This window comes from Streptomyces sp. NPDC028419, assembly GCF_055565515.1.
In genome coordinates, this window is record NZ_JBVHUE010000021.1 from 44,794 (window position 1) to 64,782 (window position 19,989).

Below are 19,989 nucleotides of genomic sequence, written 5' to 3' on the forward strand. Positions count from 1 at the left end.
TGTAATCATTCTAAAAACGAACGGAATGATGGACGAGGAACGGACGAGGAGACGAGAACGCCATGACCGCCGCACCCGCCCCCGTGGAACAGGCCGACCGGACGGGCCGAGGGCCCCAGACCGGGCCGCCCCTGCTGGCGCCCGTACTGGCCCTGGCCGGCCTGACCATCGCCTACGTGCTCCTGAACCGGGCCACCCCGCACCCCGACGCCACCGGCCTGGAGGTCCTGCGGTACGCCGCCGGGCACCGCACCACCGCCCGGTTCGGCTCCCTCCTGCTGCTCGGCGCGGCCGTCCCGATGGCCCTGATCGCGGCCGTCCTCTACCGGCGCCTGCGCGCGCTGGGCATCACCGCACCCGGATCCGCGATCACCCTGGTCGGCGGGGTACTGGCCGCCGCGGCGCTGATGCTGAGCGCCATGTCCGGCTGGGCGGGGGCCCGCCTCACCGACGGCGCCGGACCCGACCTCGCGCGCGCCCTGGCCGACCTGGCGTTCTTCGCCGGCGGACCCGCCTACTCGGCGATGTTCGCCCTGTTGCTCGCCGGGGTCGCCGTCCCCGGACTCCTCGCGGGGCTGCTGCCGAGGCCGCTGTCCTGGGCCGGGCTGGTTCTGGCCGCCCTGGGGATGCTGGCCCTGCTCGGGCTGGTGGTGGACGGGTTCCAGTACCTGCTGCCCGTAGTGCGCTTCGGCGGGCTCGCCTGGCTGCTGTGGGCCGCGGTCAAGCTCCCGCGGACCCGCCACGGCCTCGGCCGGGCGGGGGCGCGCTGAGATGACGAGCCATCCCGAACTGGACGGCCGTACGGTCGTCATCACCGGCGGCAGCCGCGGCATCGGAGCCGCCACCGCCCGCGCCTTCGCCGCCGAGGGTGCCCGGGTCTGCGTCGTCGGCCGTGACGCGGAGGCCCTGGCGGGAGTGGTGGACGCGATCGGCGGCGAGGGCGGTACGGCGATGTCCGTGACCGCCGACGTCACGGACGCGACGGCACTGGCCCGGGTCCGGGAGGAGACCGAGCGGCGGCTCGGCCCGGTGGACGTACTGGCCGCCTTCGCCGGCGGCCAGGGCCGGCCGGTCCCCACCCCCGAACTCACCGAGGAGCGCTGGCGCGAGGTCCTGGACTCGGACCTCACCTCCGCCTTCCTGACCGTACGGACCTTCCTGCCCGGAATGCTGGAGCGCGGCCGGGGCTGTGTGATCACCATGTCCTCCGCGGCGGGGCGCCGGCCCAGCCAGGCGAACCTCGCCTACGGGGTGGCCAACGCGGGGGTGGTGATGCTGACCCAGCACCTGGCGACCGAGCTCGGCCCGCGCGGGATCCGCGTCAACTGCCTGGCGCCCTCGGTGATCCTGACCGAGCGGACCACGGTCGCGATGCCGGTGAAGATCCAGGAGCAGCTCGCGCAGGCCCACCCGCTGCGCAGGCTCGGCGTCCCCGCGGACGTGGCCGCCTGCGCGCTCTTCCTCGCCTCGGACGGGGCGTCCTGGCTCAGCGGGGTCACCCTGGACGTGGCGGGCGGCCGGATCACGGGGTAGCAGCCGATGGGTGGGCACTCGCGGCTCCACCCGAGCGTTAACGGCGTTAACGCCGTTAACGCTTCCAATGCTCCGCGGCCCCGCGGTGGTTCACCGCTCCTCCGGTGAAAGCAGCAGCCGCTTCTGGGGTTTGCCCATCGCGTTGCGCGGCAGCGAGGCGACGAAGCGGACTTCGCGCGGGCGCTTGTGCACCGAGAGGTGGGCCGCGACGAAGTCCGTGAGCTCGGTCGCGCCGACGCCCTCGGCGACGACGAAGGCCACGATGCGCTGGCCGAGGTCGGTGTCGGGGACGCCGACCACGGCGGCCTCGCTGACGGCCGGGTGATCGAGGAGCGCGTTCTCGACCTCGCCCGCGCCGATCCGGTAACCGCCCGACTTGATCATGTCGATGGAGGCCCGGCCGACGATCCGGTGGAGGCCGTCCGCGTCGATGGCCGCGATGTCGCCCGTACGGAACCACCCGTCCTCGGTGTAGGAGGCGGCCGTGGCTTCGGGCCGGCCCAGGTAGCCGCCGAAGAGGGTGGGCCCGGTGAGCTGGAGTTCGCCGATGTCGGCCCCGGGCTCGGCGGCGATCCGGGTACGGACCCCCGCGACCGGGGTGCCGACCGTGCCGGGGCGGGGCACGGCGTCCGCCCGGGCGCTGAGCGTGATCAGGGTCTCGGTCATGCCGTAGCGCTCCAGCGGAGCGTGGCCGGTGAGCCGCGCGAGCGAGCGGAAGACGGGGGTGGGCAGCGGCGCGCTGCCGGAGACCAGCAGCCGGGCCCCGGAGAGCGCCGCGGCGGCGGCCGGGTCGGCCGCGATCCGGGACCAGACGGTGGGCACGCCGAAGTACAGGCTGCCGCCCGCCTCCGCGTAGGCGGCGGGGGTGGGGCGGCCCGTGTGGACCAGGCGGCTGCCGGTGCGCAGGGCGCCCAGGACGCCGAGGACCAGGCCGTGGACGTGGAACAGCGGCAGCCCGTGGACCAGGGTGTCCTCGGCGCTCCACTGCCAGGCGTCGGCGAGGGCGTCGAGGCCGGCCGCGAGGGCGGTGGTGGTGTGGACGACGCCCTTGGGGGCGCCCGTGGTGCCCGAGGTGTAGAGGATCAGGGCCGGGTCGTCGGGCCCGGCGGCGCCGGTGCCCGTCACGGCGCTCGCGCCGGCCCGGCGGGCGAAGTCGACCTCGACGAGCGCGGCGCCGGAGTCGCGCAGGATGTGGTCGCGCTCGGCGGGCCCCGCGTCCGGCGGCAGGGGCACCACCGGCACCCCGGCGAGCAGCCCGCCCACCACGGCGGCGACGGTCTCCAGGGAAGCGGTCGCGGTCACGGCGAAGGCGGGGGCTCCCGCCACGTCGGCGGCCACCGCGCGGGCCGCGCCCAGCAGGTCTTCGTACGAGGTGGAGCGGCCGGCGATGGTGACCGCGTCCGCGCGGTCTCCGTGAATGCCGTGCAAGGCCGTGAGCAGCACCGAAGGGTCCCCTGTCCGTCGTCGACTGCGTCCCAGGGTGTCAGACGGCGGAGCGCGGAAGACATGCGGGCAGGCCGAAGACATGCGGACGGACGGAAACCTCCCGCCCGCCCGCCCGCCCGCCCCGCGTCAGGAGTTCGGCTAGATGACGCCCTGGGCCAGCATCGCGTCCGCGACGCGCTCGAAGCCCGCGATGTTGGCGCCCGTCACGTAGTCCCCGGGGGCGCCGTAGCGCTCCGCCGTCTCGTGGCAGACCGTGTGGATGTCCCGCATGATCCCGGCCAGCTCCTGCTCGACGCGCTCCGCCGTCCAGGAGACCCGGGCCGCGTTCTGGCTCATCTCCAGGGCGCTGACGGCGACGCCGCCCGCGTTGGCGGCCTTGCCCGGGCCGAAGGCGACACCGGCCTCCTGGAGGATCCGGACCGCTTCCGGGGTGGTGGGCATGTTGGCGCCCTCGGAGACGGCCTTGACCCCGCCCGCGATCAGGGCGCGCGCGTCCTGGACGTCGAGCTCGTTCTGGGTGGCCGAGGGGAACGCGACCTCCGCGGGCACCTCCCAGACCCGGCCGCCGGGCACGAAGCGGGCCGAGCCGCCGCGCCGGGCCGCGTAGTCGCTGACGCGACCGCGCTCGACCTCCTTGATCTGCTTGAGCAGCTCGACGTCGACGCCCTTCTCGTCGAGCACGTAGCCCTGGGAGTCGGAGCAGGTCAGCGGGTGCGCGCCGAGCTTGTGAAGCTTCTCGATCGTGTAGATCGCGACGTTGCCGGAGCCGGAGACGACCGCGCTGCGGCCCTCCAGGCCGAGGCCCTTGAGCTTCAGCATCTCGGCGGCGAAGAGCACCGATCCGTAGCCGGTGGCCTCCGGGCGGATCGCGGAGCCGCCCCAGCCGCGGCCCTTGCCGGTGAGCACGCCGGCTTCCCAGCGGTTGGTGATGCGGCGGTACTGGCCGAAGAGGTAGCCGATCTCGCGGCCGCCGACGCCGATGTCACCGGCGGGGACGTCGGTGTGCTCGCCGATGTGGCGCTGGAGTTCGGTCATGAAGGACTGACAGAAGCGCATGACTTCGGCGTCGGAACGGCCGCGCGGGTCGAAGTCGCTGCCGCCCTTGCCGCCGCCGATGCCGAGGCCGGTCAGGGCGTTCTTGAAGATCTGCTCGAAGCCGAGGAACTTCACGACGCCGATGTCGACGGACGGGTGGAACCGCAGGCCGCCCTTGTACGGGCCGAGCGCGCTGTTGAACTCGACGCGGTAGCCGCGGTTCACCTGGACGTGGCCGTGGTCGTCGGTCCACGGCACCCGGAAGATGATCTGCCGCTCCGGCTCGCAGAGCCGCTCGACGAGTCCCGGCACCGCGTACTCGGGGCGCGCGGCGAAGACGGGGGCGAGGGTCTCCAGTACCTCTCGCACCGCCTGGTGGAACTCCGGCTGGGCCGGGTTGCGGCGCTCGATGTCCGCGCGCAGCGCGTCCAGCCTGGCCTTCGAGTCCTTGGGGTCCTTCACGGGCTCGTCCTCCTCGGGAGTGTGGTGCGCACGGGTGCGGTGGTCGCGGCGGCAGTCCTTCAGCCGTGGCTGCGCCACGTCCCCGTGGACCGGAATCGGCTGTTCGGGATGCGGTCCCAGCCGGAGGGTACCGCGCTCGGAGACTGCTCAGACATGCCGTCCGACCTGCGGAGCAATGCCGAAAGTACTACGGTCAGCACCGCGGTTTCGACCCTGTCGGGACGACCCCGGACGATCCGCCAGACTTCGCTGTCCGGAGTTGTTCCTTTCGTTTCGACTTCCGTCCCACCTCTCCCGTCCCTCTCTCCGCTCTCGGTCATACCGGCGGGTTCCCGTGCTTGCGCGACGGCAGGTCGGCGTACTTCGACCGGAGCATCGACAGGGACCGGATGAGGACGGCGCGGGTCTCCTGCGGGTTGATGACGTCGTCGACGAGGCCGCGCTCGGCCGCGTAGTACGGGTGCATCAGCTCCGTCGTGTACTCCTTGATCTTCTGCGCGCGCATCGCCTCGGGGTCGTCGGCGGCGGCGATCTCCCGCCGGAAGATCACGTTGGCGGCGCCCTCGGCGCCCATCACCGCGATCTCGTTGGTGGGCCAGGCGAGCGCCAGGTCCGCGCCGATCGAGCGCGAGTCCATGACGATGTAGGCGCCGCCGTACGCCTTGCGCAGCACGAGCGAGATCCGCGGAACGGTCGCGTTGCAGTAGGCGTAGAGCAGCTTCGCGCCGTGCCGGATGATGCCGTTGTGCTCCTGGTCGACGCCGGGCAGGAAGCCGGGTACGTCGACCAGCGTGACCAGCGGGATCGAGAAGGCGTCGCAGAACTGCACGAAGCGCGCGGCCTTCTCCGAGGCGTGGATGTCCAGGACGCCCGCGAGGGCCGCGGGTTGGTTGGCGACGAAGCCGACGACGTGGCCGTCCATCCGGGCGAGCGCGCAGACGATGTTCTGCGCCCAGGCCGGCTGGACCTCGAAGTACTCGCCGTGGTCGACGGTCTCCTCGATGACCTTGCGGATGTCGTACGCCTGCTGCGGGTTGGCCGGGACGATCTGCTCCAGCGCGTCGTTGGTCCGGTCGACCGGGTCGTCGCAGACCTCGCGCGGGGCGCTCTCGCGGTTGTTGGAGGGCAGCAGCGAGAGCAGGTGGCGCACGTCCTCCAGGCAGCTCGGCTCGTCGTCGTAGGCGAAGGCGGCCACGCCGGACACGGAGGCGTGCACGTCGGCGCCGCCGAGTCCGTTCTGGGTGATCTCCTCGCCGGTGACGGCGCGGACGACGTCGGGGCCGGTGATGAACATCTGGGAGGTCTCGCGGACCATGAAGACGAAGTCGGTCAGCGCGGGGCTGTAGGCGGCGCCGCCGGCGCACGGGCCGAGCATCACGGAGATCTGCGGGATCACGCCCGAGGCGCGGGTGTTGCGCTGGAAGATGCCGCCGTAGCCGGCGAGCGCGCTGACGCCCTCCTGGATACGGGCCCCCGCGCCGTCGTTCAGCGAGACCAGCGGGGCCCCCGCCGCCTCGGCGAGGTCCATCACCTTGTGGATCTTCTCGGCGTGGGCCTCGCCCAGGGCGCCGCCGAAGATGCGGAAGTCGTGCGCGTAGACGAAGACGTTGCGTCCGTCGACGGTGCCCCAGCCGGTGATCACGCCGTCGCTGTAGGGCTTCTTGTCCTCCAGCCCGAAACCGGTCGCCCGGTGCCGGCGCAGGGCCTCGATCTCCTGGAAGGAACCCGGGTCGAGCAGCAGGTCGATGCGCTCGCGCGCGGTGAGCTTGCCCTTGGCGTGCTGGCGCTCGGTTGCCCGCTCGTCGGGCCCGGCGAGCACCTGGGCTTTGATCTCGGCCAGTTCGGCGGCTCGGTCCAGAACCGGTATGGGCGGGGCTTCGGGAGCCATGGTCATGTGGATCCTCCAGGTCTGAAGGCCGGATCCAGCCACCGTCACCCCACCCCCTCAAGAGGTCTTGGAGACCTGCTGGACCCCTATCCCTGCGGGGCCCCCTCGGAGCTCGCCGGACAGGGGTGGGCGTCCGCCCCTACCCTGACGGTGTCGAGCTGCAAGGAGAGGGGCGAGGCCACCGTGTCATCCGATGTCAGCCGGGACCCGTACGACAACCCCGTCGCGTTCGGGCAACGAGTGCAGATCTACCGCAACCGTCGCGGCATGACCCGTGAGCAGTTGGCCGGGCTCCTGGGCCACCACCCTTCGTGGGTGAAGAAGGTCGAGACCGGCACCCTGAAGATGCCGCGGCTGCCGGAGATCCTCCGCATCGCCGAGATCCTGCGGGTGCGCCGCCTGAACGACCTCGTGGGCGAGGTCGGCGCCGAGCCGCACACCGACCTGTTCGTGGGCGCGGGACACGACCGGCTCCCCGCGGTGCGGGCGGCCCTGGACGCGTTCCCGGCCGCCACCGAGCGGCCCGTTCCCTCCGCGGCCTACCTCCGGGCCGCGTTGGACACCGCCTGGCGCGCGCGGCACGGCGCCCCGCATCACCGCGAGGTCATCGGGGCCCTGCTGCCCGACCTGATCCGTGACGCGCGAGGGGCCGTGCGGCAGGCGGACGGCGCCGTCGACCGGCGCGCCGCCCAGGCCCTGCTGGCCGAGGCGTACTTCCTCACCCAGTTCTTCGTGGCGTACCAGCCGGACCCGGCGCTCCTGTGGCGGGTGTCGGAACGCGCGATGGTCGCCGCGCAGGACTCCGAGGACCCGCACGCCATCGGCGTCGCCGCCTGGCTCGCCGCGCAGGCGCACCGCGACTCCGGGCCGGGCCACTACGACGCCGCCGACGCGGTGGTGACGGACGCCCTGCGCCTGCTGGAGCCGCAGTTGCCCGACGCGTCGGCCGATGTCCGGGCGATCGTCGGGGCATTGCGCTTCGAGGCCGGTTTCACCGCGGCCAAGCGGTCGGAAACGGGCACGGCGTGGGGCTGGTGGGACCGCGCCGACCGGGTCGCCCAGCAGCTGCCCGGCGGCTACTTCCACCGGGTCACCTCCTTCGGCCGGGCGGTCATGGGGGCCCACGGGGTCACGGTCGCGGTGGAACTGCGGTCCGGTGGCGAGTCCGTACGCCAGGCCGTCCGGGCCGAGGCGACGGCGATCCCCTCCCGCCCGCGCCGGGCCCGCCACCGGATCGAACAGGCCCGTGCCTACCACCTCGACGGGCAGTACGAGACGGCGCTCACGACCCTCGAACAGGCCCACGCGGCCGCGCCGGAGACCGTCCGGTACAACGGGTACGCCAAGCGGATCGTGCTGGAGGAGGCACAGTCACGGGTGCCCGGGCGGCGCCAGCGGGCGAGCCGGCTCGCCGTGACGATCGGGATGGTGTCGGCCTGATCCCGGGGGCCCGAACCCGGCCCCTGGTTTCCCCGGGGTGACCCTACGGTCGTCACACCACCCGGTGACGACGACAGGAGCCCCCGCCATGGAACAGACGCAGCCGACGGACCTCGTACGGGCCGCCGCCCGGGAGCTGGTCTCCCGGGCCCTCGTGCCGTACGGGGAGCGGCCGCCCGCCGCGGAGGTGACCCGGCTGCTCGACGAACTGACGGGCCACGGCTGGGCGTTGCACGCGGCCGCACCCCCCGGCACGGCCTCGGAGTGGTCCCACCTCGTCGCCGACCCGCCGCGCGGGATCACGGACAGCACCCGGTGGAGCTACTGCCGCGCCGTGGCCCGCGCGCTGCGGACCCTGCTGCGCACCCTGGACCAGCCCGCGGGGGCCCGGTGACCGACGGCCCCCTCTGCGCGCGGTGCGACCGTACGATCGAGGGCCCCGCCGAGACCGTCACGGTCGACGGCGGCTCCGGCGCCCGCCCCGATCAGCACGCCCACCCCTTCGGGGACCCTGCCTGCCGGCCGACCACCAGGTCGCGCTGGGAGCAGCGCCTCGCCGCGGACGCCGCCCGGGTACTCGCCACGGTGGACCCGCCGGCCGAGGCGGTCGCGGCCGGCTGGGTCGCCCACCTGACCGACCGCGGGGGCCTCCTGGCCCACGGCGTCCGCTGCTTCCACTTCCAGGCGCAGGGCCGGCGCGCCGCCAGCGCCGACGAGGCCCTCGCGAACTGGGACGCCGTCGTCGCCCTCGACCCGGCGGCGTCCCCCTCGGGCCACTGGGGCAAGGCCGTCTCCCTGGCCCGGGTCATCCGCGACCTGCAACGCGAGGAGGACGAACACCAGGCCCGCCGCCGGTCACGGCATTAGCCCACCAGCGCCCGGGCGATGGTCGTGCGCAGGTGCTGCGAGATCTCTGTCGCGAGGGCCGCGTCCGGGGACTCGACGAGCAGGCGGATCACCGGCTCCGTCCCGGACGGGCGCAGGCGCACGCGGCCCGTGTCGCCGAGCCGGGCCGCGGCCGCCACCAGGGCCTGCTCGACCTCGTCGGTGCGCCAGGTCGCGGAGCGGTCGAAGCCGGGCACGCTGACGATGAGCTGGGGAACCTTCGCCATCACGGACTTGAGGTCGTGGAGGGCCGTGCGCTCGCCGGCCACGGTGGCGGCGAGCACGAGCGCCGCGAGGATGCCGTCGCCGGTGGTCGCGTGCTCCCGCAGGATCAGGTGGCCGGACTGTTCTCCGCCGATGGCGTAGCCGTGCTCCAGCATCTCGTGCAGGACGTGCCGGTCGCCGACGGGCGTCCGCACGAAGTCGATTCCCTCGCCGCGCAGGGCGAGTTCCAGTCCCATGTTCGACGCTTCGGTACCGACGACCGTACGGCCCGCGAGCCGTCCCGCGTCACGCAGGCGGATCGCGAGGATCGCGAGGATCTCGTCACCGTCCACCACGGTGCCGCGCGCGTCGACGGCGATGCACCGGTCGGCGTCACCGTCATGGGCGATGCCCAGGTCCGCGTGGTGGGCGAGCACGGCCTGCTGCAGCCGCGCCGGGTCCGGTGCGCCGCATCCCTCGTTGATGTTGTAGCCGTCCGGTGCACCGCCGATCACGACGACGTGCGCGCCCGCGCGCCGGAAGGCGTCGGGGGACGTCCGCCAGGCTGCGCCGTGCGCGCAGTCGACCACCACGGTGAGGCCGTCGAGCCGGCCGGGGAGGCAGTCGGCGAGGTGGTCGGCGTAGGCGGACGGGCCCTCGGCGAAGTCGATGACGCGGCCCACGCCCCTCCCCGTGGGGGGCTCCGGGAAGGCGGTGCCCGGTTCCGCCAGAGCGCGTTCGATCTCGTGCTGTTGGCCGTCGTCGAGCTTGAGTCCGCCGGCCGCGAAGAGCTTGACGCCGTTGTCCTCCATGGCATTGTGACTGGCCGTCAACATCACTCCGAGCGCGGCGCCCCGGACGTCCGTCAGGTGGGCGACGGCCGCGGTGGGGGCGATGCCCAGGCGCAGCACGTCGCAGCCCGCGCCGGCGAGTCCCGCCACCGCCGCCGCCTCCAGCAGTTCGCCGGAGGCCCGGGTGTCGCGTCCCACCACGACGACCGGCCGCGTGCCGCCGCGACCGGGCCCGCGGCCGTGCTCGGGCCCGCACAGCGTGCGGGCGGCGGTGCGGGCCAGCCGCATGACGAGGTCGGGCGAGACCACCGCGTTCGCGAGGCCCCGCACCCCGTCCGTGCCGAAGAGGCTAGGCATGGCGTGCTCCGTCCGTGACGTGTGCTCGGTAGTCGACGAGGACGACGGCCTTGTCGTCGTGCCGTTTGTGCCGCGGCCAGGTGCGGGCGCGGGCGTCGGTGGCTTCCATGTCGTGGACGAGTCGTACGAGCGCCTCCGGACCGGTGTCCCTGACCAGAGTGAAGGCCGATTCCCAGGTCAGCGGTGGCCCGTACGCGTCGGGGCCGCAGGAGACTCCGTCCGACGTGAGCAGGACGGCGGCGGTCTCGCGGCGGCGCCAGCGCCGGCGCTCGGCCCGGTGCGCCGCTTCGGGATCGGCCTCCGCGATCCAGTAGCCGCCCGGACGGTTGCGGTGCCGGCGCTCGACGCGCTGGAGTTCGCAGATGAGTTGGTGGTGCAAGGCGTCGTAGCCACCCCCCGATCGCAGGTAGCGGCGGCAGAGCACGTCCTGAAAAGGGGCGGCGTGGGCGAGACGGTCGTCCCGCAGGGCCTCGACGACTCCTTCGTCGTCCTGACGGTGGACGGGGCTGTCACCGAGCACCAGGGCTTCGACGTGCTCGGCGTCCCATCGGACGATGGACACGGTGCTGGACGGGGACCGGCCCGGCGTCAGGGAGTGCTCCCCGGCCACCTGGGCTATGGCGTCCCGCAGCGTGCGGGTGAGGTCCTCGTGCGGGGATCCGGTCAGGCGCTCGGCGATCCGCTGCCCCAGCTCCTGTGCGTACCAGCCCCCGGTCAGGCGCTGCGGTACGGCGGAGCGGGCTCCGTCGAGGAGGACGACCGCTCGGTCCGTCACGAAGACCCGGTCCTCGGTCACGGCGCCGGACCCGACGCGTTCTGCGGTGGACACCCGCACGGGCGGCGCGGTCATCGCCGGCCGCTCCCGGCGAACTCCCGGGCGTACTGGTCCAGCATGGGACGCTCCTGGTCGAAGAGATCGGCGGGAAGGTCCGTCGGTGCGAAGAACTCGGCCTCGGTCACCTCGTTGCGGTCGAGGTGCCATTCGCTGTCGGCGGTGACCGCCGTGAAGACGACGGTGACCTTGAAGATCTCGTCGCCGTTCGGGTACTTGAAGTAGAGCTGGGGTCCGGAATAGATCCCGAAGAGTTCGACGTCGTCGATCCGCAGCCCGGTCTCCTCCAGCACCTCGCGGCGCGCCGTGTCGTGCAGGGTCTCCCCCGGTTCCATGTGCCCGCCGGGCAAGGACCATTCCCGGGTGTCGGTCCGGCGGGTCAGCAGTATCCGACCGGACCGGTCACGGATGATGACCAGCGATCCCGGCAGCAGCAGCGGGCGCGTTCCCACGAGCGCGCGCATCTCTTTTATGTAGTCCATTTCCCCTGACCCCTTTTTTCGGTCCTTGCACGGCACTCTGCAGGAGGTGTCCGAGCGGGTTCACGCCACCAGGTGTTCGATGTGCGGCCACGGTCGCGGGTTCCGCAGCGCGACGGAGTCGTGGAAGGCGTCGACCCGGCTCAGTTGCAGCAGGTGGTTGCTGTACTCCTCGGCGCCGTACGCCCCGAAGGCGTCCGTGGAAAAGGCGTCCCTCATCTCGCGGATGCCGTCGACCACCGTGCGGCGGGCCGAAAAGCCGGTGGCCTCTTGGAAGAGGTCGAAATTGACGCGGTAGTCGCGGACGTCACCGTCCGTCGCGCGGGTTTCTATGACGGAGCCCGGCACCTCGTCGCGGATCATCTCCGCTATCCGGTCCATGGAATGGTTGTTCTCGGGCGACCCGCAGTTGTAGATCGCGGGGTCGCCGGGCGAGGACGGTTCGGCGAGGACCGTGGCCACTGCCGCGGCCGCGTCCCTGACGTGCAGGAACGGGCGCCACTGGCTGCCGTTGAACACCGTGACCCGGCCCTCCGTGACGCCCCTGGCCGTCATCACGTTGACGGCCAGGTCGAAGCGCATCCGGGGCGAGAGGCCGAAGAGGGTGGCGAAGCGCAGGATCGTGGGATTGAAGTCGTGGCCGCGCGTGCTCAGCAGGTAGTGCTCGGCGTGGATCTTGCTCTCCGCGTAGACGGACTGCGGGAACAGCGGGGACCGGGTGTCGACCTCCCTGCCGAACGAAACGCCGTAGTTGCTGCAGGTCGACGCGAAGACGAAGCGCCCGACGCCCGCCTTGCGGGCCGCCTGCGCCAAGTGCACCGTGCCCAGGTAGTTGGTCTCCCAGGTGAGGTCGTGGTCGACGCCGCACGCGGGGTCCCCCACGATGCCCGCGAGGTGGACGACGCTGTCCACTCCGCGCAGCAGCGCCTCCCATTCGGCTACGTCCCGGACGTCGGCGTCGACGTAGGTGACGTTGTCGCGGTCGAATCGGTGGTTCGGCACCAGCCGGTTGTCCACCGAAACGACGGAATCTCCCCTGGCCGTCAAATGGTCCACCAGGCACGAGCCGAGATATCCCCCGCCACCGGTGATCAATACCGTGTTATCCATCGACTGACTCGATCCTCCCGGACTGAATGCCGCCTGTTCGGGCCACAGGACGCATTGATAACAGCTACCGGGCGACCCTGTAAACGGTGACCGATTATCACGAACGGACCGTTCAACCAGCGGTTCACCGCAGTTGAACAGGCGATCGTTGTGAACCCCTGTCCTTGCGGTTACGGTGCGCGGGTGATTCAGAGTGCCAATCCGATGCGAGTTCTCGTAAGGGCGTGTTCACGATGACCGAGGGCAAGACCTCCGCAGCCGGGACGGTGGATCTGACGGCTTACGGAAAGGCGTTCGTCGCCGACCCGTACCCGGTGTACGACGAACTGCGGGCCCGGGGACCGGTGCACAAGGTGCTCACCAGCGACTCGGGCGAGCTGTGGCTGGTCGTCGGCTACGAGGAGGCGCGCGCCGTCCTCGCGGACGCCAGGTTCAGCAAGAACGTGCACATCGGGTTCGACGGCCACGAGCAGGCGGAGACGCCCGCGGTCAGCATCAACATGCTGGAAGCCGATCCGCCGCAGCACACCCGGCTGCGCAAGCTGGTCGCCCGCGAGTTCACGGCGCGCCGGGTGGAGGCCCTGCGGCCGCGCGTCCACCAGATCACGGACGAGCTCGTCGACGCGATGCTCTCCGAGCCCGGGCGCAGGGCCGACCTGGTGGGCTCCTTGGCCTTTCCGCTGCCCATGACGGTCATCTGCGAGCTGCTCGGCGTGCCGATGCTGGACCGCGAGCTGTTCCGTACGTGGTCGAACACCATCGTCGCGCCCACGAGCGCTGCCGCGCACAGCGAGGCCCTCGCCTCGGTGAGCGCCTATCTGGGCGCGCTCGTCGAGGACCGGCGCGGCTCGCGCCCCGGTGACGACCTGCTCAGTGCCCTCGTGCACGCCACCGCCGAGGACGGCGACCGGCTGTCGACGCAGGAGCTCATCGGCATGGCCTTCCTGCTGCTGGTGGCGGGGCACGAGACCACGGTCAACCTCATCACCAGCGGGGTGCGTTCGTTGCTCTCGCATCCGGAGCAGTTGGCGGCCCTGCGGGCCGACGGCAGCCTGATCGACAATGCGGTCGAGGAGGTGCTGCGGTTCGACAGCCCGGTCGAGGCGGCCACCTACCGCTTCGCGACCGAGCCCGTGGAGATCGCCGGAACCGTGATACCGCAGGGCGCGCTGGTCCTGGCCGGTCTCGCGGCGGGAGACCGCGATCCGGGCCGCTTCCCCCGCCCGCACCGCTTCGACATCACGCGCAGCACGCAGGGGCACCTGGCCTTCGGCCACGGCATCCACTACTGCCTGGGCGCCCCCCTCGCCCGGCTGGAGGGCCGCATCGCCATCGGTACGCTGCTGGACCGCTGCCCGGGACTGGCCCTCGACGCCGATACCGACGCACTCGATTGGCTTCCGGGACTGTTGATGCGGGGCGTGCGGAACCTGCCCGTGCGCTGGTAGGCCCTGCACGCCGCCGCCTCCGGGGCGGGACGGGCCGGGGACCGCTCGGACGCGGTCCCCGGCCCCCGCGCGTCTCAGGCCAGGGTGACGAGGTCGGCGTAGTCGGGGCTCCAGTAGTCCTCGGCGGCGTCCGGGAGGAGCAGGACGCGCTCCGGCCGCAGGGCCTCGACGGCCTCCTCGTCGTGGCTGACCATGACCACCGCGCCCGGGTAGGTGCCGACCGCGGCGAGGACTTCGCCGCGGGAGACGGGGTCGAGGTTGTTGGTGGGTTCGTCGAGCAGCAGGACGTTCGCGCCGGAGCTGACCAGGGTGGCCAGGGCGAGCCGGGTCTTCTCGCCGCCGGACAGGACGCCGACCGGCTTGTCGGTGTCGTCGCCGGTGAAGAGGAAGGAGCCCAGCAGGCTACGGGCTTCGCCGTCGCTGAGCCCCGGGGCGGCGGCGGCCAGGTTCTCCCGGACCGTGCGGGCGGGGTCCAGGGTCTCGTGCTCCTGGGCGAAGTAGCCGAGCCGCAGGCCGTGTCCGTGCACGACCCGTCCGGAGTCGGGGCGCTGCTGCCCCGCGAGGATCCGCAACAGGGTGGTCTTTCCGGCGCCGTTGAGCCCGAGGACCACCGTGCGGCTGCCCCGGTCGAGGGCGAGGTCCACGCCGGAGAGCACCTCCAGTGACCCGTAGGCCTTGGACAGGCCGACCGCGGCGAGCGGTACCCGGCCGCAGGGGGCGGGTTCGGGCAACCTGAAGCGCGCGGTCCGGTCCGCCCGCCGCACCGGTTCCAGGTCCGCGAGCATCCGGTCGGCCCGCCGGGCCATGCTCTTGGCCATCACCGCGGTGGCCACCCGGGCGCGCATCTTGTCCGCCTGGGCGTGCAGGGCGGCGGCCTTGCGCTCGGCTCCGGCCCGCTCGCGGACCCGGCGCCGCTCGTCGGCGGCGCGCTGGGTGAGGTAGGTGTGCCAGCCGGTGTTGTGGATGTCGATCGTGGCGCGGTTGGCGTCGAGGTGGAACACCCTGTTGACGATGTCGGCGACGAGGCCGGTGTCGTGGCTGATCACGACGAGGCCGCCGCGGTAGCCGGTCAAGAAGGTGCGCAGCCAGGCGATCGAGTCGGCGTCGAGGTGGTTGGTGGGTTCGTCGAGCAGCAGGGTGTCGTGGTCGGCGAAGAGGATGCGGGCCAGCTCGACCCTGCGGCGCTGCCCGCCCGAGAGGGTGCCGAGCCGTTGGGTCAGCTCGCGCCGGCCCAGCCCGACGCCGGCGGCGACCCGGGCCGCCTCGGCCTCGGCGGAGTAGCCGCCGCGGGCCTGGAAGAGGGCGTCGGCGCGGGCGTAGGCGTTCATGGCCCGCTCCAGCGCCGCCGCGGTGGCGTCGGGCGCGGCCATCGCCGTCTCCGCGGCGCGCAGGTCGTGCAGGGCCCGGTCCAGGCCGCGGGCGGACAGCACGTGCTCGAGGGCGGTGCGGCCGGCCTCCGCGGAGGCGGGGTCCTGCGGCAGGTAGCCGACGGACCCGGTGCGGGCGACGGCGCCGGCGGTGGGCGGGGCCTCGCCGGCGAGGATCTTCGTCAGGGTGGTCTTGCCCGCGCCGTTGCGGCCGACCAGGCCGATCCGGTCGCCGGGGGAGATGGTGAAGGAGACGTCGGTGAGCAGCAGGCGGGCGCCCACGCGCACGTCGACGGACGTGGCGGTGATCATGGAAAGTCAGCTCCGGGCTAGCGAAAAAGGACACACGGGTGGCGTGGAAGCGTGTGTCGGAGCTAGGAGACCCGGGGCGAAGACATGGGTCCAGGATACCCGTCAGCCCCTGTGGGGCCAGTGGTTTGTCCCGGTCGGACGGCTGTCCGTCACTCCGGGGAAGAGGGCAGGTAGCCCGCCTGGACGGCGTGGACCCCGGCTTGGAAGCGACTGCCCGCGTTGAGGCGCGACAGGAGGGAGGTCGCGATGCGCCGCGCGGTCCGGGACGAGACGCCCAGCCGCTTCGCGATCGATTCGTCGGTGCAGCCCTGGGCCAGCAGGTGCAGGGCCTCGAGTTCCTGCCGCGTGAGCCCTTCCGGCGTGGGGCTGGGGGCGGCGCCGAGCGGCGCCGCGGCCCGCCATTCCCGTTCGAACAGGGCGCACAATGCGGCGATCAGGCCGGGCGAATTGATGACGGAGGCGCCCACGGACGTATCGTCGCTGTCGGTCGCTATGATCGCCACTTTGCGGTCACAGATGATCATGCGGTTGGGGAGCGACGGGGCGGTCCGCACCAGGGCTCCGTGGGAAACCAGCCATTCCGCGTGCTCAACGCTGGCTTGGTCGCGGCGAATACTGTCGAGGTATATCGTACGCATCCTGATACCCCGTTCGAGCAGCTGGCGGTTCAATGGCCGCGATGCCTGCATGTTGGCGCGAGTCTGAGCACCCCCGGGAGCAAATGTCAGAAACTCATCCTCGACCTGATTGTGTACGTATGCGAGATAGTCGCGAATTGAGTCGACACCTTTGAGATAACGCGCCCCCGCCGAGGAGGCCGATGTCTGTTCGTAAGCGAACTCCGAGATCAACCGGGCGGCCGCCGCGCGGCTCTCCTCGACGCGCTGCTGCTGGGACGCGAGCTCGGCCTGCTGGCGGGCGAGCAGCATCTCCATGCCGAGGTGCGGGTCCACCGCGTACACCTCCGCGGACTCCTCGGCGGACTCCCTCACGAGGGCGAGTTCACTAAGTCTGTCCAGGGCTCCCCGCAGCTCCGCTTCCGAGATGACCAACCGGGCCTGCAGTTCCTCCGGGTCCGCACCGGGGTGAGCGAGCATCTCCCGGTAGACGGACTCCGCGACGGCGTCGAGTCCCAGATTGATCAGCATCCGGCGTCCATCTCTGTTGAGTACTCCCAGCAGGCACACACAACTGAGCACCGAACGAGTCGCGCGCACGTTCGGTCAGCACTTACCAGAGTAACCACTGAAAGGCGGCTGAAGCAGAAAATTTGACACCGCCGTGGTCTAGACAAAATTTCCCGATTCTGCAGCCCCGGCTATCGTGACGGGGCTTACGGACTCCATATCCTCATACGCAGGTTAAGACCTATTTTCGGGCGGCAAGGTCCTATTGTGTATCTCGTCCACCTTGGTCTCCGCCCACACCCCCGCGGGGACCGACTGCCGGACCACACGGCAACGCTCATGAGCTCTTTCGCCATCGGCGCGACCAGGGTGGTTCACGTCAGCCTGCACCCGCACGCCGCACCCTGCCCGGTGATCGGCCTCTACGTCCTCGCCGCCGAGCTGGAAGCCGCGGAGGACCTGGCCGAGAAGGCCTGGGAGCAGGCCGTGGCGACCGAACCGCTGCTGCGGGAATGGAAGCTGATGTCCACTCAAGTGCCCCTGCTGCGGCTGGACTTCGACAGCTGAACAGCGGTCCGTGGACAAAACCTGCCATGGCCGGTTTGCCTGCCCTTCAGCCCCTTCAGTTTCAACCCGGGTCCGAAGAACACTCCTGTCTGCCGCCAGATTTCAGACAGGAACCGGAGAATCACAATGATCCGCAAGGCAATCCTCGGGTGTGCAGCGGGCGTCCTCGCACTGGGTCTCGGTGCCGGGCCGTCGATGGAACCGGCCGGCACCTCCGCCGGCCAGGTCGTGCACGGCGTGCAGACCGTACGGGCGTCCGGAACGAGCACCGAGGGCGACGCCGGCTGGCAGTAGGGGTCCCTCCGTGCCCCCCACCGCCCCCCACCGCCAGGAGTTGCCGCTGTGACCGCAGAACTGATGGAGCACGCCCCCCACCCCCACGAATCGTCGGACTACCTGCTCGCCCTGCGGGACAAGAGGCTCCGCAACGCCCCCGTCGAACTGGTCCCCCTCGGCCGGCTGTCGGTGGCGTACACCCCGCGGGCGACCGGCGAGGACACCGAGTACACCCGCACCCTCGCGGAACTCGATGCGGAACTCCCGCCCATCCTGGTGCACCGCCAGACGATGCGCGTCGTCGACGGCATCCACCGGCTGCGGGCCGCCCAGAGCAAGGGAGAGCAACACATCCCCGTCCGGTTCTTCGACGGGGACGCGTCGGACGCCGACCTGCTCGCGGTCGCCATGAACGTGGCCCACGGCCGCCCGCTCTCCCTGGGCGAGCGGACCGCCGCCGCAGAACGCATCTTCACCTCCCACGCGCAGTGGTCGGACCGGGCGGTGGCAGCCGTCGCCGGACTGTCCGCGCGCAGGGTGTCGGAGATACGCCAGCGGACGGCCGGGGCGGCCGCGCAGTCCGATCGCCGGATCGGGCTCGACGGCCGGGCCAGGCCGCTCAACTCCGCGCACGGGCGGGAGCTCGCCAGCGAGCTGATCAGGAGGGATCCCGACGCCTCGCTGCGCACCATCGCCCGGCAGGCCGGCATCTCCCCCGCCACGGTGGCCGACGTGCGCAACCGGGTGCTGCGCGGGGACGACCCGGTGCCGCTCAGGCAGCGCGGGCGCGGGGCGGGACGGCGGGGGACGCGCCGGGGCGCGGACGTCCACCTGCGCGAGAACAGGTCGCCCGCCGAGGTGCTCAGCATCTTCGACGCCTTGCGCCGGGACCCTTCGATGCGGCTGAACGAGGCGGGACGCCACGTCCTGCGGATGCTCGACGCCTGCGCCCTCGTCGCCAAGGACCGGCAGAAGATCGCCGCCAGCCTGCCCCCGCACTGCGTGGGGCAGATGTCGGAGCTGGCCCACGGCTACGCCGAGATCTGGCGGACGTTCGCCGAGGAGCTGGGGGGCCGGCCGCCGGCCGATTCCTGACTCACCTGCTCCCGGCGCCGCCGGGGCGGCTGTCCGCCGGCGCGTCCCCACCGCGTTCGGCGGCTCCCGCCTGCCGGGGCACCAAGGTGCCCGCGACCGGAGCGTGGCGCACCGCGCGGTTCGCCGTGGTGATCAGGGCGAGCGCGAGCAGCCAGGCCCCGAGGAGCAGCACCGTGTCGTGTGCGCCGAACCAGCTGATCAGCAACCCGCCCAGGATCGTGCCCACGGACAGCGCACCGGTCGTCAGCGTCGTGTCCGCGCTGACGATGCGGCCCCGCAGCTCGTCCGGGGTGATGGCGAGCCGGTGGGTGGTGATGGCCACGGAGTAGACGGGCGCGATGAGCGACTCGGCCGCGGCGATCACGCCCAGCAGGAGGGGACTCGGCGCGAAGGCGTAGAGCGGGAACGTCAACGCCTCCAGCCAGAACATGACCAGGGCGATCCTGCCCAACGGATACTTCCGGGTCGCACGATCGGAGAGGAGCGAACCCAGCATCCCGCCGACCGCGGCCCCGCTGAAGATCAGCCCGATGCCCAGGGGCGTCGCCCCGATGTTCTGGGCGAGCGTGATGATGACCAGGAAGCCCGCGCCGAAGCGGAGCTTGTCGGCCGCCGAGATGACGGTGAGGAAACGGATCACCGGCTGGCCCCACAGCCAGCGCATCCCTTCGCGGATCTCCTGGCCGAGCGCAGCGGGGCGCTCGGCGCGCTTCTCCTGGAAGTCGCAGCGCATGAACCGCAGCGAGACCGCGGACAGCAGGAACGAGACGGAGTCGACGAGGAACGGGACCGCGCGGCCCACCGCGTAGAGGGCGCCGGAGAGCGCCGAGCCGGCGATGCCGACGGCGTTCAGCGCGGACTGCGTGTAGCCGATCGCGGTGGAGAGCTGACCCGGCCCGACGACGCTGGGCAGCGAGGCCGTGTTGGCCACCTGGAAGAGCGTGCTCAGGACCCCGGACAGTGCGGAGGTGACGTAGAACTGCGCCAGCGTGATGTGGCCCAGCCACAGCGCCACCACCAGTCCGCCGATGAGCAGCGCCCTGCCGACCTCGCACCAGATCATGATGGTCCGCCGGTTCCACTTGTCGACGAGCGCACCGGCGACCAGGCCGAAGACGAGGAACGACATCGTGCGCAGGGCGAGCACGAGGCCGGCGTGCACCGCGGACCCGGTGACGGCCAGCACCACCAGGGGTAGGGCGAAGTCCTGTGCCTGGTCGCCGATCCGGGAGACCACCTGTCCGCTCAGGAGCAGCTTGAAGTCCCGGTTGCGCCTCAGGCTGACGTGCGCCGCGGCCGGACTGTCCATGTGTGATGTTCCTTCGTAGGGGGAGG

General features: G+C 72.0%; 19 protein-coding genes. 9 read left to right on the forward strand and 10 right to left on the reverse strand.

Translation table 11 applies throughout. The features are described 5' to 3' along the window. Window positions 1–62 precede the first annotated feature (62 nt). Window positions 63–770: a DUF4386 domain-containing protein gene (locus ACZ4UB_RS23925; protein ID WP_468072949.1), complete on the forward strand. Its 708-nt coding sequence runs from the start codon at window positions 63–65 to the stop codon at window positions 768–770. A 1-nt stretch (window position 771) separates the two neighbouring features. Continuing rightward, window positions 772–1,533, forward strand: coding sequence for an SDR family NAD(P)-dependent oxidoreductase (locus ACZ4UB_RS23930; protein ID WP_468072951.1), 762 nt, complete (start codon window positions 772–774; stop codon window positions 1,531–1,533). A 90-nt stretch (window positions 1,534–1,623) separates the two neighbouring features. On the opposite strand, the gene ACZ4UB_RS23935 is transcribed toward ACZ4UB_RS23930, so the two are convergent. The 3 genes from ACZ4UB_RS23935 to ACZ4UB_RS23945 all read right to left on the reverse strand — a co-directional run bounded on the left by ACZ4UB_RS23935 (window position 1,624) and on the right by ACZ4UB_RS23945 (window position 6,370). After that, entirely contained in the window at window positions 1,624–2,973 is a 1,350-nt protein-coding gene (locus ACZ4UB_RS23935; RefSeq protein ID WP_468073144.1) for an AMP-binding protein, read from the reverse strand. A 144-nt stretch (window positions 2,974–3,117) separates the two neighbouring features. Then, on the reverse strand, window positions 3,118–4,476 hold the full coding sequence (gene gdhA / locus ACZ4UB_RS23940) for an NADP-specific glutamate dehydrogenase (protein ID WP_468073146.1): 1,359 nt from the start codon (window positions 4,474–4,476) through the stop codon (window positions 3,118–3,120). A gap of 316 nt (window positions 4,477–4,792) precedes the next feature. After that, on the reverse strand, window positions 4,793–6,370 hold the full coding sequence (locus ACZ4UB_RS23945; RefSeq protein ID WP_468072953.1) for an acyl-CoA carboxylase subunit beta: 1,578 nt from the start codon (window positions 6,368–6,370) through the stop codon (window positions 4,793–4,795). A 177-nt stretch (window positions 6,371–6,547) separates the two neighbouring features. Between ACZ4UB_RS23945 and ACZ4UB_RS23950 the strand changes: the two genes are divergently transcribed. The 3 genes from ACZ4UB_RS23950 (at window position 6,548) to ACZ4UB_RS23960 (ending at window position 8,671) form a co-directional block, all read left to right on the forward strand. Continuing rightward, window positions 6,548–7,804: a helix-turn-helix domain-containing protein gene (locus ACZ4UB_RS23950; RefSeq protein WP_468072955.1), complete on the forward strand. Its 1,257-nt coding sequence runs from the start codon at window positions 6,548–6,550 to the stop codon at window positions 7,802–7,804. A gap of 88 nt (window positions 7,805–7,892) precedes the next feature. Then, the gene (locus tag ACZ4UB_RS23955) at window positions 7,893–8,198 is read left to right on the forward strand and encodes a hypothetical protein (RefSeq protein ID WP_468072958.1); all 306 of its coding nucleotides are present in this window, start codon (window positions 7,893–7,895) and stop codon (window positions 8,196–8,198) included. Continuing rightward, complete coding sequence (locus tag ACZ4UB_RS23960; RefSeq protein WP_468072960.1) at window positions 8,195–8,671, forward strand: hypothetical protein; 477 nt, start codon at window positions 8,195–8,197, stop codon at window positions 8,669–8,671. Before ACZ4UB_RS23955 ends, ACZ4UB_RS23960 begins: the two co-directional genes overlap by 4 nt. Here the strand turns inward: ACZ4UB_RS23960 and glmM are convergent. From glmM to ACZ4UB_RS23980, 4 genes are read right to left on the reverse strand one after another with little or no spacing between them, the layout of a single operon-like run. Further along, window positions 8,668–10,041 (reverse strand): phosphoglucosamine mutase, encoded by a 1,374-nt coding sequence (glmM, locus tag ACZ4UB_RS23965; protein WP_468072962.1) that lies wholly within the window; start codon window positions 10,039–10,041, stop codon window positions 8,668–8,670. The genes ACZ4UB_RS23960 and glmM overlap by 4 nt on opposite strands. Then, a complete protein-coding gene (locus tag ACZ4UB_RS23970) occupies window positions 10,034–10,891 on the reverse strand; it encodes a hypothetical protein (RefSeq protein ID WP_468072964.1) in 858 nt (285 codons plus the stop codon). The genes glmM and ACZ4UB_RS23970 overlap by 8 nt, the downstream gene beginning before the upstream one ends. After that, the gene (locus ACZ4UB_RS23975; RefSeq protein ID WP_468072966.1) at window positions 10,888–11,355 is read right to left on the reverse strand and encodes an NUDIX hydrolase; all 468 of its coding nucleotides are present in this window, start codon (window positions 11,353–11,355) and stop codon (window positions 10,888–10,890) included. Before ACZ4UB_RS23975 ends, ACZ4UB_RS23970 begins: the two co-directional genes overlap by 4 nt. A 60-nt stretch (window positions 11,356–11,415) precedes the next feature. After that, window positions 11,416–12,462, reverse strand: a complete 1,047-nt coding sequence (locus ACZ4UB_RS23980; protein ID WP_468072968.1) for an NAD-dependent epimerase/dehydratase family protein — start codon at window positions 12,460–12,462, stop codon at window positions 11,416–11,418. Window positions 12,463–12,695: 233 nt separating this feature from the next. On the opposite strand from ACZ4UB_RS23980, the gene ACZ4UB_RS23985 reads away from it, so the two are divergent. After that, complete coding sequence (locus ACZ4UB_RS23985; RefSeq protein WP_468073148.1) at window positions 12,696–13,910, forward strand: cytochrome P450 family protein; 1,215 nt, start codon at window positions 12,696–12,698, stop codon at window positions 13,908–13,910. A gap of 74 nt (window positions 13,911–13,984) precedes the next feature. On the opposite strand, the gene ACZ4UB_RS23990 is transcribed toward ACZ4UB_RS23985, so the two are convergent. Both ACZ4UB_RS23990 and ACZ4UB_RS23995 read right to left on the reverse strand, forming a co-directional pair. Then, entirely contained in the window at window positions 13,985–15,589 is a 1,605-nt protein-coding gene (locus tag ACZ4UB_RS23990) for an ABC-F family ATP-binding cassette domain-containing protein (protein WP_468072970.1), read from the reverse strand. A gap of 149 nt (window positions 15,590–15,738) precedes the next feature. Next, window positions 15,739–16,737, reverse strand: a complete 999-nt coding sequence (locus ACZ4UB_RS23995; RefSeq protein ID WP_468072972.1) for a LuxR C-terminal-related transcriptional regulator — start codon at window positions 16,735–16,737, stop codon at window positions 15,739–15,741. A gap of 318 nt (window positions 16,738–17,055) precedes the next feature. Between ACZ4UB_RS23995 and ACZ4UB_RS24000 the strand changes: the two genes are divergently transcribed. From ACZ4UB_RS24000 to ACZ4UB_RS24010, 3 genes are all read left to right on the forward strand, one after another. Then, a complete protein-coding gene (locus tag ACZ4UB_RS24000) occupies window positions 17,056–17,283 on the forward strand; it encodes a hypothetical protein (protein WP_468072974.1) in 228 nt (75 codons plus the stop codon). 126 nt (window positions 17,284–17,409) lie between these two features. After that, window positions 17,410–17,577: a hypothetical protein gene (locus ACZ4UB_RS24005; protein WP_468072976.1), complete on the forward strand. Its 168-nt coding sequence runs from the start codon at window positions 17,410–17,412 to the stop codon at window positions 17,575–17,577. A 48-nt stretch (window positions 17,578–17,625) separates the two neighbouring features. Continuing rightward, window positions 17,626–18,654 (forward strand): hypothetical protein, encoded by a 1,029-nt coding sequence (locus ACZ4UB_RS24010; protein ID WP_468072978.1) that lies wholly within the window; start codon window positions 17,626–17,628, stop codon window positions 18,652–18,654. Between the two features lies 1 nt (window position 18,655). Here the strand turns inward: ACZ4UB_RS24010 and ACZ4UB_RS24015 are convergent, their stop codons facing one another. Next, window positions 18,656–19,963: an MFS transporter gene (locus ACZ4UB_RS24015; RefSeq protein ID WP_468072980.1), complete on the reverse strand. Its 1,308-nt coding sequence runs from the start codon at window positions 19,961–19,963 to the stop codon at window positions 18,656–18,658. Window positions 19,964–19,989 lie beyond the last annotated feature (26 nt).